Origin of the sequence: Adhaeribacter aerolatus, from assembly GCF_007991635.1 — a bacterium.
Lineage (GTDB): Bacteria > Bacteroidota > Bacteroidia > Cytophagales > Hymenobacteraceae > Adhaeribacter > Adhaeribacter aerolatus.
In genome coordinates, this window is the sequence record NZ_BJYS01000003.1 from 1 (window position 1) to 15,885 (window position 15,885).

Below are 15,885 nucleotides of genomic sequence, written 5' to 3' on the forward strand. Positions count from 1 at the left end.
ACTTCTCTTGCAGCCTCCCATCTTTCAAGCAATATAATTTGAGTAAAAAGCTATATTTTAATTTATTCTTTTTCTTCCTACTGGCGAGAAGGAGTCGATCTTACAGCAAAACACTTATTCTGCCAGCAAGAAAGGCAATGTCGTAGCGGTCGTTCAAGATAAATACAAAAAGTGAAATGACATCATCAAGTAAATTCCACCTGATTAGTAGATCTGTTATGAATAATTTGTTCCTTTTATTTTGTACGTTATACACCACTATTTCATTTGCTCAAACCGCCTACCAGGAGTTGCCGGACCCCAAACCAAAGAATGAAGAATTGTGGAAGCAGGTGAAAACCGGTACCTATGTCAGTTTTGCTTCTCCTGATAACCGTTATGCTAAAAGCAATGTTCCAGCCGTATCGCCCGTTTTAACTAATTGGCAAACCAAAGCCTGGAAAGGAGAAAAAGTACATACGCAGATTCTGATATGGACAACCAAACCACTTAAAAATACCAGCTTGTTCGTTAGTGATTTGAAGGGTTCTAAGCAAAATAAAATACCTGCCGGAAAAATAAAAGCAAGCTTTTTGCGCTACGTTATGGTAGATGGATTAAATGAAAAGGGTGTTGGCTGTGGCATCCCGTCTAATCTTGAGCCAAGTTTGGAGGCAGATGTGATAGATAACGCGAAAGCTTCTCCTATTGCAGCTAATACCACGCAGCCGGTGTGGTTGAGTATTTCAATTCCCGCTGATGCTCCTGCTGGTGTGTATAAAGGCGCTGTTAGGGTAATAGAGGGGAAAAACGAAATTCTGGGTAATTTAGATTATTCCGTAGAAGTTATTAATCGTACTTTACCAGCGCCAAAGCAATGGCAATACCACCTTGATCTTTGGCAGAACCCAGATGCTATTGCCCGGATGCACCAGGTTGAAAAATGGTCAGACGACCACCTGAAAGTGATGAAGCCTTACATGGAATCGCTGGCCAATGCCGGACAAAAAGTTATTACCACCACGCTTATTCATGACCCTTGGAATAGCCAGACTTATGATGTTTATAGCTCCATGATTAAGTGGACCAGGAAGAAGAATGGTTCCTGGAGCTATGATTATACCATATTTGATAAGTGGGTTTCCTATATGATGGCTCTGGGGATAGACCGGGTAATCGAATGCTATAGCATGATCCCTTGGAATCTTAAGTTTTACTACTATGATGAAGCATTAGGCAAAGAAACTGTCTTGGTTGCAGAGCCGGGTACGCCGGAATATAATGCCCATTGGCAGCCCATGCTGGCTGATTTTGCTAAGCATCTTAAGAAAAAAGGGTGGTTTAATAAAACTACGATTGCCATGGATGAACGTCCGATGGTGGCTATGCAAAAAGCGATTGCTGTCATAAAAGGTGCTGACAAAGATTTTAAAATATCACTTGCCGGAAATTATCATCCTGAAATTGAGAAAGACCTTTTTGATTATTGTGTTGCCTCCAATCAAAAAATAGATGAAAAAACGATGCAGGCCAGGAAAAAGGCCGGTTCAATAACAACTTTTTATACCTGTTGTGCGGAGGGATTTCCGAATACCTTTACTTTTTCACCGCTTGCGGAATCTGCGTGGCTGGCCTGGCATGCCGCCAACAAAGGCTATGACGGCTATTTGCGGTGGGCGTTCAACAGCTGGCCCCAAAACCCCTTGCAGGACAGCCGTTTTGGGAAGTGGTCTTCCGGAGATACTTATTTTATATATCCGCAGAACAGATCTTCCATTCGCTTCGAAAGGTTGATAGAAGGGATTGAGGATTTTGAAAAGATCAGAATCCTGAAAGAAGAATTCAAGCGGAAAGATCAACCTAAAAAGCTTCAACAGCTCGATACTATCTTAGCAGGATTTGAAATAGATGCCTTAAAAACCCAACCCGCCGGGCCGATGCTTACCCAGGCGCAGCAGGTTCTTAATAATCTATAATTTAAGGAAAGGAGATAGCATGCTCCGGAAAGCCTTATCCAGGACAAATGGCTGCTTCAGACAATTTAAGATGGTTGAGCGCTTAAGGTTGTTGCATTTTCAGAGGCATTTGTCAGGTAATATAAAGCCAAAAGCTGATTGGGGTAACTAATCCAAAAACGTAATGGGTACCAACCCCGGCAAGCCGCTGTAACCGCGCTTTCGTTGTGCGTAGAGTTAGCGTAGCGCTCTACACACTTTCCGGAAAGCCAATGGCTGATTGGCGTAATAAAAGATTCAGTCAATAAAAGTTATCGGTACCAACCCCGGCAAGCCGCTGTAATCCCGCGCGCTGCTGTACAGGTAATGTTGCGCTTCATCTACCCAACCTTCCTGCACCGGATTCTGGTGAATATATTGTAGCTTTTGCTCGGTAAAATGATTTGTCAGTAATTCCTCGGCGTGGTTGTTTTGCTGCCAGAACTGGTACTGCGTATTGCGGCTGTTTTTACCCGCGGCAAACCGAAACTTATCCAGTAACCATTCCTGCCGGCTTTCCGGACCAGCTTCTATTTCCCGGACAATTTGGGCAGCCGTAAACTTTTTCAAATCCCGGATAATGTCCGATAAATTAATCTTTCCGGGTTGTTGCGCCGAAATAATTAAATGAGCATGGCTGCTCATGAGGCACCAGGCATGTACCTGTAAACCTTTGTTTTTAATGCAGAAGTTCAAGCTTTCCACAAACATCTCTTTATACCGGGCGCGCACAAACACATCCAGCCAGAACACTACCGTAATCGTGACAAAATAAATACCTTCGGGATTGTTGAAACTGTAGGGTCTTGGCGTCAGCTGCATGGGAATTGGCAGGCAGATGGTTTGTTTGTATTACGGATTACGCCAATCAGAGATTGGCTTTCCAGAAAATGCGTAGAGCGCTACGCTAACTCTACGCATAACGAAAGCGCTGCGCATGACAAAGGTTTTTACTTGATTAAGTTATTTAGATAAGATTTAATTTGTATTATCCATTTCAGACAAAATGTATTGTTGGGTTTTTTCAGAAAACTCTAATATATGTTTTAAGCAATTTAAACTCAAAAATGCGACACCTTTTCCGGATAAATCTCTATTTTCATTATAATATATTGAATACCAACCAATAGAACCCTCCAAACTTGTAAACACTGGCTCACTCAAAAATGGAAATAAGTGTTTATTAATAAAACCATAGAATTGAACTTGGGAATAGACATTTTGTAATATTTTTCCTCGCCCTGATTCTTCTCCCAAATCACCTAACTTTCTTAATTCGCTACCAATTCTTCTGAATTCGCTTTCCCTTAATTCGGTTAATAACTTCCTTCTTTCAAAGCTTAAATTTCTTTCATTTCTTTTTTCCTCTAAATTTGATATTTCATAAGCAATATAGATTGTAATCAATAATGTCAATAAAGAAAAATAACTATTCAAAATACCACCAAAGAAATCACCGAAAGTTCCCCAATCAGAAGGGTTATCAGAAAGACTAGTATCGAAAAAATTTAATAAATAAATAAAAATTGGTATTAATGGTAAAACAACCAAGAATGTTGTCACCAATTTCAATTTATTTCTAGATATTCTAAAATCACGTTCCTGCATCTTGGAGCAATAAAATATTAGTAAATTATTAGTTTAAAATCAAACCTTAAGTTAATAAAGATTCTAGCAATGTAAAGGGTTAGCACAAAGCTCTACGCACATTACAGAAAACCAATTTTTAATGGCGTATTCCTATTAACCAAACCTTACCAACGCTGTGTGTAGAGTTAGCGTAGCGCTCTACGCACTTTCCGGAAAGCCAATCTCTGATTGGCGTAGCTAAAGAATAAAATTACCAAGCCCAGCCCCTATCAGCTGTTGTAAATGTGGCAAAATATTTCCTTCTTCAATTTAAACAGAATGACTTTGCATTTTTCGGCCAAAGCGTTAGGTACGCCAGCTGTTTATAGAACAGATTAGTTTTTCTTTTTCTTATTCCGCCAATCGGAGATTGGCTTTCCTAAAATTGAGTAAGCGCTACGAATCCAGAAGCTCGTTATGTTCTATGTTGCACTTGTTTAGAAATTTCATTTATCAAGTGGGCCTTGCAAAATAAATTTATTTCTATCAATTAATGAAAAATTCCAATTTTGATTTGCATTATACAATAATATATTGTAAATTCCTCTTAATGTTGATACTGGTAGGAGAATATTTTGTTGTGCTGCTTGCGCGCGGATTGGATAGGTTATAATAACGGAGCAGTAGAATCGAGGCGAAAAATGTGAAAGTATTTGCCATTAATTATCTTTTCTCTTTTGTTATAAGATAAACATAATCGTGCAACTTCAAAACGTTCCGATCATTAAAAAGAATGTTTAAACTTTGGGCAGTCTTGCTGCGCTGCTCCCGTAAAATCCTTTAATAGAGCCGTATTATGCGCACATCATCATCAGGCATCATGTACAACCGTTGGACCGAGCCTAGTTATGAAATCAAGGTTCGTGGGACGATGAATCTTTGGGGCTCCTTCGGCATTAAGAAAAACATCGTATTTGAGAAGCAACTCCTGCTTCATATTCACAACGACCTTTTCGGCGAACCCATTTCCTTGGGAACGCAGACGGCATCGGGCCCCGAAGAAGATATAGGAACGCTTAATCGCGGCGAATTCGTCACAATCCCTCTTAATGAAATCTCCCGCGTCTTTGCCTCCTGCAAAAAAGAATCCACTGTTTGTTGCCTGATCAAATGACAAGCAGACCCCGTACCAGAGCAAACTTAATGAATAATTAAAATAAGACTATTATGGCAGAACCTGCAAAACCCCTTTCCCTAACCGTGCGACCATTCCAGGTGTCACATCTTTGTTTCGAGGTCGGAGGTATTCTTGGTGGTTCCTTTGCCGAGCTAGGCACAAAGGTATCTGCCTTTAATTTAGACAATCTCTACGATGCGTTCCGGGCCGCCAAAACCCTCTCGGGGAATACAGGTCGTCTGGAGTTGAATTCTGACAGTATCGATTTTCTGACCAAAACCAAAAGTAAGTTGGAGGGTACCCGCCCCCCGGCTCTGGCAGCGCTGCGGGCGGAACCCATTAAGGCGGCTTTGAACAAGGCGGTTATTGCACGAGAGAACGCGTTCATCACCAAATATGGGAAGGTCACTGAGATTGCTTCCCTTTTGAAGGCAAATGCTGCCGTTAAAAGCGGCCGGCTAGCGAACCTTCAGCTTCGCTCCCAGCAGCGATGTGACACGCTCCTCAACGAATATACGCGGTCAATTCCCAGGCGGGGTTTAGGCGATGTGGTAGCAAGCACGACTACTCATATTTTTGCGTTTAGGCATGAAGCACCCATTGAGACAAAGACGACAGTAGTCAATGAAAAAGAAACTACTTCGAGCGCTGATCACAAAGGTGATGTTAAGAAACAATTAGTCAAGGATATTGAGTCAGCTGGCGCTATCGAACGTCAGACAATCGAAAACTTTGGGTATGATTTTAGGATGCCGTTTATCGAAGAGGATATGCGCAATGACCGGGACCAGAATATGATGATTGACCAGATCATCTCCCACTTCCTGCAAAGCCATTACCTGGACCGCCTGGAGGAGGTATACAAAAATGAAGTGGCGGCAATGGATGCCGATATCAACCAGTTACAGGTCGCTTATTTGAACACAATCCTTCTGTCGCCCATTAACGGCATTGTCACTGGCGTCTACAAAAATCCAGGCGATGTGGTCAGTCCGGGCGAGCCTGTCTTTCGCGTGGAAAACAATGACGACCTCCTCATCGTGGCAAAGGTTGTTTGCCGCGGACTGATCTCGATTGGTTCCGTGCTCCATGTTGAGTCAAATCTGTTCGGCGTACCAAGCTTACCTGTGAAAATCGATGCTGAAATCGTGGCCGTCCGCAGCGAAGGCGAGGACGACCAGTGGGAGGTAATCGCCAAGCACAAGAACACCGACAAAGCCGGCAAAGGCCCTCTTTTCCCACTCGGCTACAATTTCGACTACGACAATATGCAGGTTTTCATTTTGGCGGCAGGCGAAGTGTTTGTGCTTGATAGTTGAACAATAAGAGGCGCAAAACCACACGCAGTCGAAAGTCAAGCTATGCCTTAGTCATTTGCTTAGTGCCGTTCGCAGTGCAGCTACGATTTTATGGCCCGTTCCAAAAGTTCTGCACTACCAATCTTGGCACATCCTGATGAGTATTCACGATCGCGGGCACCATGGTTTGGTTACACCTATCCGACGCTGGAAATCCGGCGGGGCGCGGTTGATGCGGTACGAGTGGAGTAGCTCCCGATCTCGGTTGTCGCGCGGTCGTACCGGACTATGGTTCATTCGCTGGTTGTCCCAGTATGACGGAGCCGGCGACGCGCGGCTGTCGCATGGCTCCCGTGAGCCGCGGGCCAAGGAAACTCGTTGGTTTGGACGGGCAGGCGTTTTGGAACAATCTATATTTCCCTGGCCGCATCAACTGGAAATCGGACAACCGACGAAATAACTCAAGGAGGAATAATCACATGTTAAACAAAGACCCCAAGGACAGAGGTTGGACAATCGGCTCTTACCCTTCCTTATCCCCTAATTTTACGGAGTATACAGTCGCACCGGAGTACCGCGACAATGAGAAGTTCAAAGAGGAGCTCAGGAATTATGGACTGGCTATCGGTCCAGGCGGTCAACTAATAGCATATTCGCCAAGTTTGTCAAGCGTAGCTACTTTGTCAAGGGAAGCTGGAGCTGCTTTGTATTACGAACTTACCGGCAGAACAGACTTCAGACGAGGACCAGAGAGGCTGGTGAATAGGCCGGATGCGCTGGCCCAGAGAATAGCTGCCAATATAGATGACGCTGGGGAACCTTTCTATATAATTAACGGTGCCCCGTATGACAAATACGGAATACTCACCACGATCAATCTCTCAGACACGGTAGAAGTTACAGCCCAGGAGCCGCTACCCTTGGATTCACCTCCATCAGCACCTCACACAGTCGAGCCGTATCGGCCCCCAACCCTGCCTGCTAAAGACTCTCTTGGCGTTAGTGTGTCGTTGGCAGGGTCTGTTGTAAACCAGGCTGTGCGTAATATCTTTTTGCCAAGAGATCCTCTTGGCAACCCACTGCCAGGATCACTCAATCTCTATACAGGGAAAACCGCGTTTGATCTGGCTGAGAAAGCCCCAGGGCACATGATACAACAGACGAAATACGCTGTGTCAGCGAATAGGAACGAAGTCGAAGTACGTAAATTCCTGAAGATTCCAGCTGGAAACCTGCCATCGAACGACCTTCCCAAGGGCATCTACGACAATATCTGGGGCAGGGACGCATCGGCCCCTGCCGCCCGAGACGCCTTTTTGAGCAGTAGCGTGGCCACGCACAACGATTTGCCAACGCTTAGGACCGACTCAATCCAAGCGCTCTACGAGCTGCCCAGATGGAGGTCCGGCGCTGTAATGGGTGCCTTGGGAGTCGCTTCGGGAGCGGCACTCATCTACGGCGGCACTCACCAGCAAAATCAGACACTCAAGACTCTAAGTATTTCGGGCGGCTCGCTCGAAATCGCTGGCGGGGGTGCGCTCGCAGCGGGATCTTTTCTGAATTCGCCAACAATAATGCGGGTCGGCGGTATCCTTGGCAGTCCGGCCGCCCGGGCGGCGGCACCACGGCTCATGAACGCGGGGCGCTTTTTTGGCACCACTGGTTCCTTGGCCACAGCTCCGTTGACAGCAAATTCGTTTTACGAAGATGTTGCGACAGGGCAATGGTTTGATGCCGTGGTCGATGCGACCTCGTTTGCATCAGCCGGTGCGACATTTGGCGGAACTTTGTTCGGCTCGGTCGGGGGCACAGGCGCATTGACATTGTCGACCGTGAGTTTGACCGAGGCTGGTTTGGTTCTTGGCTCGTTCGGTATCGGTGTTTTGGTTGGAACAGGTATCGACAAGGGCGCCGAATGGGCAACAAAAAGCGCGCTCGGCGTAGATCTGTCCCCATCCGCACAAATAGCCTTCCGACTCTCCACCTTGGATAATTTGATAAGTTACTTATGGCGCGATCCATCCCAGCCTGTGTATACCCAGTCTATAGCCTGGAAGCTCCTGCAATGGCTTGAATAGTCGCCAGGCTGCCGTATTGATAAGTATTCAAGCGCCCCTGATGGTGACTGACGTTCCTTAGAACGCAGAGCCGAATCGACGAATGGTGAAGCACCACGGCGCAGAAGCCCTAACGCATTCGGTTGTACAGAGGCACATGAAAATCGCCCTCAGTTGTGCGTAGAGTTAGCGCAGCACTCTACGCACTTACCGGAAGCTAATCTATGATTGGCGTAATTAAATTATCCCAAATTACTTAAACAACCCCAATAAATCCCTCTTCGATAGTGATTTCAGCAAAACGTTATCCGTTTTAACTAAATCTTTCACCAACGCCTTCTTACTTTCCTGCAGCTTCTGAATTTTTTCTTCCACAGTATTGGGGCAGATGAGGCGGACGGCTACTACATGTTTTTCCTGCCCGATGCGGTACACCCGGTCGATGGCCTGGTTTTCGACGGCGGGGTTCCACCAGGGGTCTACAAGGTACACGTAATCGGCACGGGTTAAATTAAGGCCGGTGCCGCCGGCTTTTAAACTAATTAAAAACACCCGTACGTTAGCGTCATCCTGGAACTGGTTAACCGCCGCGGCCCGGTCCCGGGTTTGGCCGGTAAGCAGGGCAAACGGAATGTGCCGGGCGCTTAATTCTTTTTTTATGAGCTCCAGCATGGTTACAAACTGCGAGAACACCAGTATTTTGTGGTGCGGCGCTTTGCTTTGGATTTGCTCCAGCAAAGTTTCTATTTTGGCCGAGGAAGCCAGGCTATAGTCGCCGCCGGTGAGCAAGGCCGGGGAGTTGCAGATTTGACGCAGTTGGGTAAGGCCGGTGAGCACGTGCATGCTGTTTTTCAGCACTTCGCCATCGCCTTGCGCCGATATAAAATCGCGGATTTCCCGCTCGGCGGCATCGTATACGCGGCGCTGCTCCGCCCCCATTTCGCAATAGATCACCATTTCGGTTTTGTCGGGCAGTTCGGGGGCCACCTGCTCTTTGGTGCGCCGTAATACGAAGGGGCTTACCTTTTGCTGTAGTTCGGCGGCCCGGCGGCTATCCTTAAACTTATCGATGGGCGTGGAATAATGGTCGCGGAAATAGCGCTTGTTGCCCAGCAAACCGGGACAGGCAAACGACAACTGCCCGTACAAATCGAAGGTGTTGTTCTCGATGGGCGTACCCGTCAGCACCAGTTTGTTCCGCGCTTGCAGCAAGCGCACCGCCCGGTACCGCTCGGTTTCCGGGTTCTTAATATTCTGCGATTCGTCGAGGATAATGTAATTAAACGGATATTCCTTCAGCACCCGGATATCCGACAGCAGCGTGCCGTAAGAGGTCAGCACAATTTCGTATTGGTTTAGCTCGGCAATATTTTTTATGCGGGTGGCGCCGTAAACCGTTAATATTTTAAGCGAAGGAGCAAATTTGGCTACTTCGTCCTGCCAGTTAAATAGCAAAGAAGTAGGTACCACCACCAGGTTGGTGTTTTGTTTAACCCGTCCGCGCTGCGCCAATAAAAAAGCTAATACCTGGATGGTTTTACCCAAACCCATGTCGTCGGCGAGACAGCCGCCAAAGTTAAATTCGTCCAGGAAAGAAAGCCAGTTCAGGCCTTGTTTCTGGTAACCGCGTAAGGTGGCGTGCAGGCCGGCGGGCACTTCGGCTTCGGGCAAGGCTTTAAAGTTGGCCAGCTTCTGGCGGTACTGTATTAGTTCGGTTTGCACTTCCTGGCTCAGCACTTCGTCTTCGTACAGCTCCGTTATTACCGAATAATTTATTTTGGGTGTCCGGATGTGTTCGCCGGCTACTTCGCCCACCGCCAAATAACGGGCAAATTTTTCCAGCCATTCCTGGGGCAACAAACCCTGGGTGCCGTCGCCGAGCTGCACAAACTTGCTTTTGTTCCGGATGGCCTGGTGCAGGTATTTGAGCGAGGCCTGCTGCTGCCCAAACTTTACTTTAACGGTGGTGTCGAACCAGTTAATGCCGCTTGTAACCTGGATGCTGATTTTGGCTTTGTGCGGGTTGAGGCGGTTATTTTTCAAGTCTTTAAAACCCAGCACGGTAATATTTGCCTGGTGCCAGGCCTCGAAGGCATCCAGAAACCAACCCTCTTCCAGGAAGCGGTCACGGTGCAGGTAAAAGCAATCTTGGTGGAGTTGTTCGTAAAAAAACGGGTGCTGCTTCAAAATGTCGGCCACCAGGTTGTGTTCGGCTTCCTCGTCGCGGGCCAGCGTAAAGGCCTGGCCCCGGGCATCGGTGCCGTAAATTTGCTTGTGCGTGAGCACCGGTATTTCCAGGGGGCCGTACTTCATTACCGGCGTCAGCAAAATAAAATCCTCCGACTCCGATAAATAAATGATTCCTTCCCGGGTTTCGGCCAGGCCAAAATCGACTATTTGCTTCGGCGTAGCTGGTTTTAGGTAAGCGTAATTTACCTTTATTTTACTTTCGAGGCTGGCCAGCACCGTTTCCCGGAACTCGGCAAACTTAGATTCGTGGATTAATATTTTGTGGTTGTGCTTTTTGAAAAACCGGATAATCCGGAGCAAATCGGGGTTATCCAGCAAATACAAATTTTTCTTAACCTGGATAAAATATTCGTGCTGCACCGCCAGGTGTTGCAAATCGTAGGGCTGGTCCAGGAGGGTTAGGGTGCCGGTAATCTCGTAAAAATTATCTTTCACCACCACGTCCAGCACCAGGTTTACCGGCAAACTTTGCACCGCCACCGGCACCAGCGAACTAGCCGTAAAATTGCCCGAAGCCCGGTTATTATTAGGATTGTGCTGGTAAAATTTAAAGCCCAGCGGATTTCTAACCAGTGCCTTCAAAGCCGCCAAATCCGCCTCGCCCGGTTCGGCCTCGTAGCTGCGCTGAAACTTAGTTATAGCCGTAAAGAATTTAAGTTCTTCGGGGTTTTCGGTGAGCCAAATAAGGTCGGCGGGGTTAATTTGCTGTAAGGGATTTTTTAGTTTGCCGCCAGCCGTAACCCCCGCCTGGTAAAGTTCCAGGTACAAATGCTTGTAATATTTATGCTCCGCGATAACCACAATGTAGGTTTTGTCCGGGGTAGTTGCCACGGTGCGCGGCGGTACCGGTGGTTTGGGCTGGGGCAATAATTGTTCCTGCAAAATAGCCTGGGTGGCGGGGTTCACCGGCAGCAACTCTTTTAGCCGCGGCTTTATGGTAATATTTTTGTTCGCATATTCCAGGTCGAAATATTTGTCCAGGTTTTTTTCGGCGGCCAGGCCGTAATCCTGGGCCACGGGTAATATTTTGTTCCGGCGCAATTCGGCATCGAAAAACACCCGGAAGTCGGGCCGGGTTAGCAGGGCCTGCAATACCTGGGCCTGGTGTTCGCATAAGTAATTTTTAGGCCGGGTGCAGGCACAGGAAAGCCATAAACCCGTAGGAAACTGCACCACCTTTACTTCCGGCCGCTGGCCGCCGCCCGCACTCGTGAACAAACCCTGATTCAGTTGCAAATAGGCCGGGAAAATATCGTACGACGAGCCAATATAGGAGACTGCCTCGGCGGCCGTGTGTTGTAAAATAAAGTTATAATTCACCTCCGCGAGCGCGCTTACCGCCAGCAGGTAATCCGTGGCGTGGGCATTGGTGCTCGCGGTGTTTAGGGTTCCGGGATCTTTTTCGGGCATCTTTCCTGGTTTCGCTGCCGAAGTTAAACAGAAACTTTTTGCTTTGGCGGAGAAAGTAATTGTTTTAACCAACTACCGCAAGCGAAGTGGCTGTTACCACGAGCCGGAAAGCGCGGCTATCATCTAACTGCCCCTTGGGTAAAACTACGAAAGTGCCGTTTATTTGCCTTTGCCTAGCTAAATATTCAGACATATCTATCTGACTATCAATTCATATATTTAAAAAAGCTGCTTCTTTTTTACACCGGCAGCCGTTTCGCCCAAAGGTAAATTTCCCGCATTCAAAGCCCGAAAAGGCATACTTAACTTATTAAAATTGCGCAGGCACCACTATCGCAATTACCTTCACCCCAATATTTACCAGACAATTACATAATTATCAACCCATTACCTCCTAAAAACTATGAAAGCTTTAAATCAACCTTCTCTCCTGCATAAAGGATTATTTGCCTCTTTGTTACTGCTCATGAGCGTGCTGCTACCAGGTTGTTTTTTATTTGATGACGACGATCCGGCGCCGGAACCGAAGCACGAAGTACCAACTGAATTAGCCCGGAAATGGACGGCGGGGCAATTTTCGATGAGCGAGTTCTGGGATTACAACGGCAGCTATACCGGCAATGCCTTTGAGGCGGGCCTGGCCTTCGATTTTAAACCCGACGGCAAATGCGAATTTTACCTCGTAGCCGGCGGTACTTCTTACGGCTGCCGCACCGAAACTTTTGTTTACAAGAAAGGCACCGTGCAATTTAACGAAGATAACCAGTCTTTTACCTTTACCCCCACGGAAGGGCGGGCCCGGGGATTCTACAAAGGCTGTGCCTCGGCTTACCAGAACTACGATAATAAAACGGAAAAGAAAGACCTCAAACCCGAAACCTACTATTACACCCTGCAACCCGGTAGTAATGGCCAAACCAACCTCATCATCCGGTTCGAACCGCAGGCAACTTCTTATACTACCTTTTGGCCGGCTAACTGGTAAGGCTAACGGCGACCAAACCAAAGCGCTCATCTGGCAGCGCTTTGGTTTGGCCTAATTGCCGATAAAGGTCTGGTGCTAAAAGCTAGGCAGCGGGGAACCTGTCAGGATAAATCCCGGAAACAATTTATTTCAAAGGCTAGCCCTAAACATTATAAAAAGCATTTTCTGGCAGGGAGCCAATATTTAATCCCATTCCGAATTAAGCGTATTTCATAAATATCTGGTTAAGTATTAGTTTAAACTTAAGGTGATTTTAATTCATTCCAGGTTAATATTTATTAACCCTTTTTCTGTTCGTTAGCATTCGCCAATGCGGTGGGTACTTGCTTTTCTCCTGGATGTGATTAACCCTTCCGCCCTCCGGGCACCTTCCCTAAATTAGGGAAGGAACTAGGCCGAACCAGAACGTCGCCGATTAGCGATGAAGATAAAGTTTATAATCCTGTTTTGATAAATGATTATTTGAGACTAGTAAAGCAGTAGCGACAGGCAATTGACAGCAGTTTGGGCGATGAGGGCCTTTCAACTTTCCGGTGCGTAGCATTGCGAGGTACGAGCAAAGGAAAGATGAGCATCCCGCATGGCCAAACGGGGCCCGCCGGCCGGGAGGCTTCTTAGGCTTTGGCAATCAGTTAGCATCTGACCATCGAAAGATGGAATCTTTCAAAAGAGAGACAAATAAAACATGGTAGCATTTATGCCATATTATTTAAGAAAATTGGTGTAAGATGATTCTCTCTGCCAGAAATTGCTTTTTAAGGACGTTGGTACATCCGGCAATATTCATTCAGTCCCCATTATGTTTCTGCCGGGCTTAAGCAAAGTAAACCTGGCTATCAATTTTTAAGCATACCCTAAACTTTAGCGGTTATAACGCTGGTATCCAAATAATATTTTGAAAGAACAGCCAGATGCTTATCTTGCAACTATAATATTTACCCTGCCTAAATTTATTTACCAACTAACTAATTAGTAAAATAATTAAAACCAAAATAATTCAGATATGATGCGTGTACGTACCCTATTGCTATTCTGGCTTTGTATTTTTTTTACCACCCTGGTCGGGGCCCAAACGCCTGCCCCTACCAACCAGCTCGCTATTATTCCCCAGCCGGTAAGTTTAAAACAGTTGCCCGGCAATTTCCAGCTTACCCCTAAAACCAAAATTTACATCGACTCGCAGGATCCGGAGTTGAAACTGCTGGCCGGTATGCTGGCCGATCAGTTAAAGAGCACCACCGGCTTTGCCCTAAGCGTAACGGAAAAGGCCAACCAGCTTAAAAGCAAAAATGCCATTGTTTTAACCAAACAACCAGTCGGCACACCGCTGGAGAAAGAAGCTTACTCTTTAGTGGTGCGGCCGGAAAACATCGTGGTGCGGGCATCGCACGGGCACGGTCTGTTTTACGGTTTACAAACCATTTACCAGTTGCTGCCGGCCGGCCCCGAGGCGGTAGTCGGTAAAGCTGCCGTTGCTATTCCGGCGGTAGATATTCAGGATCAGCCCCGGTATAGCTGGCGCGGCCTGATGCTGGATGTAGGCCGCTATTTCTACCCGGTCGAGTTTATTAAAAAGTATCTCGATTACATGGCGATACACAAGCTGAACACCTTTCACTGGCACTTAACCGAAGACCATGGCTGGCGCATCGAGATAAAAAAACACCCGCGTTTAACCCAGATTGCCTCCAATCGCGAAGGTACCCAGGTAGGTAACCGCGACCAGATTGATTACCGGCCCCACAGCGGCTATTACACCCAGGAGCAGATTAAAGAGGTGGTAGCTTACGCCAGTGCCCGTTACATAACCGTGGTACCCGAAGTAGAAATGCCCGGCCATACGCTGGCTGTACTGGCAGCCTATCCGGAGCTGTCGTGCACGGGCGGGCCGTTTAAAATGCCGCTGCAATGGGGCATTCAGAAAGATATTTACTGCGCCGGCAACGACCAGACGTTTGCTTTCCTGGAAGATGTTTTAACTGAGGTAACCGCGCTGTTTCCGAGTCCCATCATTCATATTGGCGGCGACGAAGCGCCCAAAGACCGCTGGAAAGCCTGCGCCAAATGCCAGGCCCGCATCAAGGCCGAAAATTTAAAAGACGAGCACGAACTGCAGAGTTATTTTATCAAGCGGATTGAAAAATTTCTGTTGACTAAAAACAAAAATATTATTGGCTGGGACGAAATACTGGAAGGTGGTCTGGCGCCCAATGCGGCGGTTATGTCGTGGCGCGGTGTTAAAGGGGGTATTGCGGCTGCTAAAGAACGTCATAATGTGGTGATGTCGCCTAATTCTTTCCTTTATTTAGATTATTACCAAGGCGACCGGGCGCTGGAACCGAAAGCCATTGGCGGTATGCTGCTGCTGGAAAAAGTATATTCTTACGAACCCACGCCGGCCGAGTTAACGCCCGAAGAAGCCAAATATATTATTGGTACGCAAGGCAATGTCTGGGCCGAATACATTCATACCCCCGAAAAAGCAGAATACATGACATTCCCAAGGGCCGCGGCGCTGGCCGAAGTAGCCTGGACGCCGGCTAACCTGAAAAACTGGGATAGCTTTAAAAGAAGAATGGAAACCCAGTACCAACGGTATGATGCGGCCGGTATTAATTATGCCAAAAGCGCCCACAACGTTTTTCTGGAAGTAGCGCCCGACACTGAAGCCAAAAATGTGACGGTTTCTTTAAAAAACGGCAGCCACGATTCTAAAATATTCTACACCCTGGATGGCACCGAACCTACTTTGGAAGCTTTGCAGTATACCATACCCTTTAAAATTAATAACCCCACCATGGTAAAAGCAGCCACTTTCCGGAATAAGGAGCAAATAGGCAAAGTAACCTCCCGTGCTATCAGCGAACAGGATTTAACCGGCAAGAAAGAATAATATTATTAAAACCTGCGCTATAGGGGTAAAGGGTGAAAAAGCACTTTACCCCTTTTTGTTATCCTCACTCTAGGAGGTTGCAATACAGGCTTCGGAAGAATATCTTATAAGTGTTCGCCGGTGCAAATATTCCCGAAACAGCGAAAACCAGCTTATCGTTTGCCGAAACAAAGGACTAGAAAAACTACTAATTGGTCAGAAGTACAGTGTTAAGTGCATTAAAATCATAGCTTTGCCTCATAATTTACCGGGGAAAACACCCGGCGCGGGCTA

The 15,885-nt window shown here is 46.9% G+C and carries 10 protein-coding genes; 6 read left to right on the forward strand and 4 right to left on the reverse strand.

What is annotated here, in order from left to right; all coding sequences use genetic code 11:
* Window positions 1-218: 218 nt before the first annotated feature.
* Entirely contained in the window at window positions 219-1,955 is a 1,737-nt protein-coding gene (locus AAE02nite_RS02925; protein ID WP_170252508.1) for a DUF4091 domain-containing protein, read from the forward strand.
* Window positions 1,956-2,231: 276 nt separating this feature from the next.
* Here AAE02nite_RS02925 and AAE02nite_RS02930 read toward each other — a convergent pair whose 3' ends face one another.
* A complete protein-coding gene (locus AAE02nite_RS02930) occupies window positions 2,232-2,795 on the reverse strand; it encodes an REP-associated tyrosine transposase (RefSeq protein WP_146894958.1) in 564 nt (187 codons plus the stop codon).
* A gap of 156 nt (window positions 2,796-2,951) precedes the next feature.
* Window positions 2,952-3,581, reverse strand: coding sequence for a hypothetical protein (locus tag AAE02nite_RS02935; protein WP_146894959.1), 630 nt, complete (start codon window positions 3,579-3,581; stop codon window positions 2,952-2,954).
* Window positions 3,582-4,398: 817 nt separating this feature from the next.
* Between AAE02nite_RS02935 and AAE02nite_RS02940 the strand changes: the two genes are divergently transcribed.
* The 3 genes from AAE02nite_RS02940 to AAE02nite_RS02950 all read left to right on the forward strand — a co-directional run bounded on the left by AAE02nite_RS02940 (window position 4,399) and on the right by AAE02nite_RS02950 (window position 8,095).
* Window positions 4,399-4,716, forward strand: a complete 318-nt coding sequence (locus tag AAE02nite_RS02940; protein WP_146894960.1) for a hypothetical protein — start codon at window positions 4,399-4,401, stop codon at window positions 4,714-4,716.
* 53 nt (window positions 4,717-4,769) lie between these two features.
* Window positions 4,770-6,038: an HlyD family efflux transporter periplasmic adaptor subunit gene (locus AAE02nite_RS02945; protein ID WP_146894961.1), complete on the forward strand. Its 1,269-nt coding sequence runs from the start codon at window positions 4,770-4,772 to the stop codon at window positions 6,036-6,038.
* A 362-nt stretch (window positions 6,039-6,400) separates the two neighbouring features.
* The gene (locus AAE02nite_RS02950; RefSeq protein WP_146894962.1) at window positions 6,401-8,095 is read left to right on the forward strand and encodes a hypothetical protein; all 1,695 of its coding nucleotides are present in this window, start codon (window positions 6,401-6,403) and stop codon (window positions 8,093-8,095) included.
* 231 nt (window positions 8,096-8,326) lie between these two features.
* On the opposite strand, the gene AAE02nite_RS02955 is transcribed toward AAE02nite_RS02950, so the two are convergent.
* Both AAE02nite_RS02955 and AAE02nite_RS26830 read right to left on the reverse strand, forming a co-directional pair.
* A complete protein-coding gene (locus AAE02nite_RS02955; RefSeq protein ID WP_146894963.1) occupies window positions 8,327-11,734 on the reverse strand; it encodes a DEAD/DEAH box helicase in 3,408 nt (1,135 codons plus the stop codon).
* Window positions 11,735-11,798: 64 nt separating this feature from the next.
* Window positions 11,799-11,927 carry a hypothetical protein gene (locus tag AAE02nite_RS26830; RefSeq protein ID WP_262713444.1) on the reverse strand — a complete coding sequence of 43 codons (129 nt, stop codon included), beginning with the start codon at window positions 11,925-11,927 and terminating at the stop codon, window positions 11,799-11,801.
* 210 nt (window positions 11,928-12,137) lie between these two features.
* Here AAE02nite_RS26830 and AAE02nite_RS02960 point away from each other — a divergent pair, with 210 nt between their 5' ends.
* Both AAE02nite_RS02960 and AAE02nite_RS02965 read left to right on the forward strand, forming a co-directional pair.
* Window positions 12,138-12,719, forward strand: a complete 582-nt coding sequence (locus AAE02nite_RS02960) for a hypothetical protein (RefSeq protein WP_146894964.1) — start codon at window positions 12,138-12,140, stop codon at window positions 12,717-12,719.
* A 1,003-nt stretch (window positions 12,720-13,722) separates the two neighbouring features.
* Complete coding sequence (locus tag AAE02nite_RS02965) at window positions 13,723-15,612, forward strand: beta-N-acetylhexosaminidase (RefSeq protein ID WP_146894965.1); 1,890 nt, start codon at window positions 13,723-13,725, stop codon at window positions 15,610-15,612.
* Window positions 15,613-15,885 lie beyond the last annotated feature (273 nt).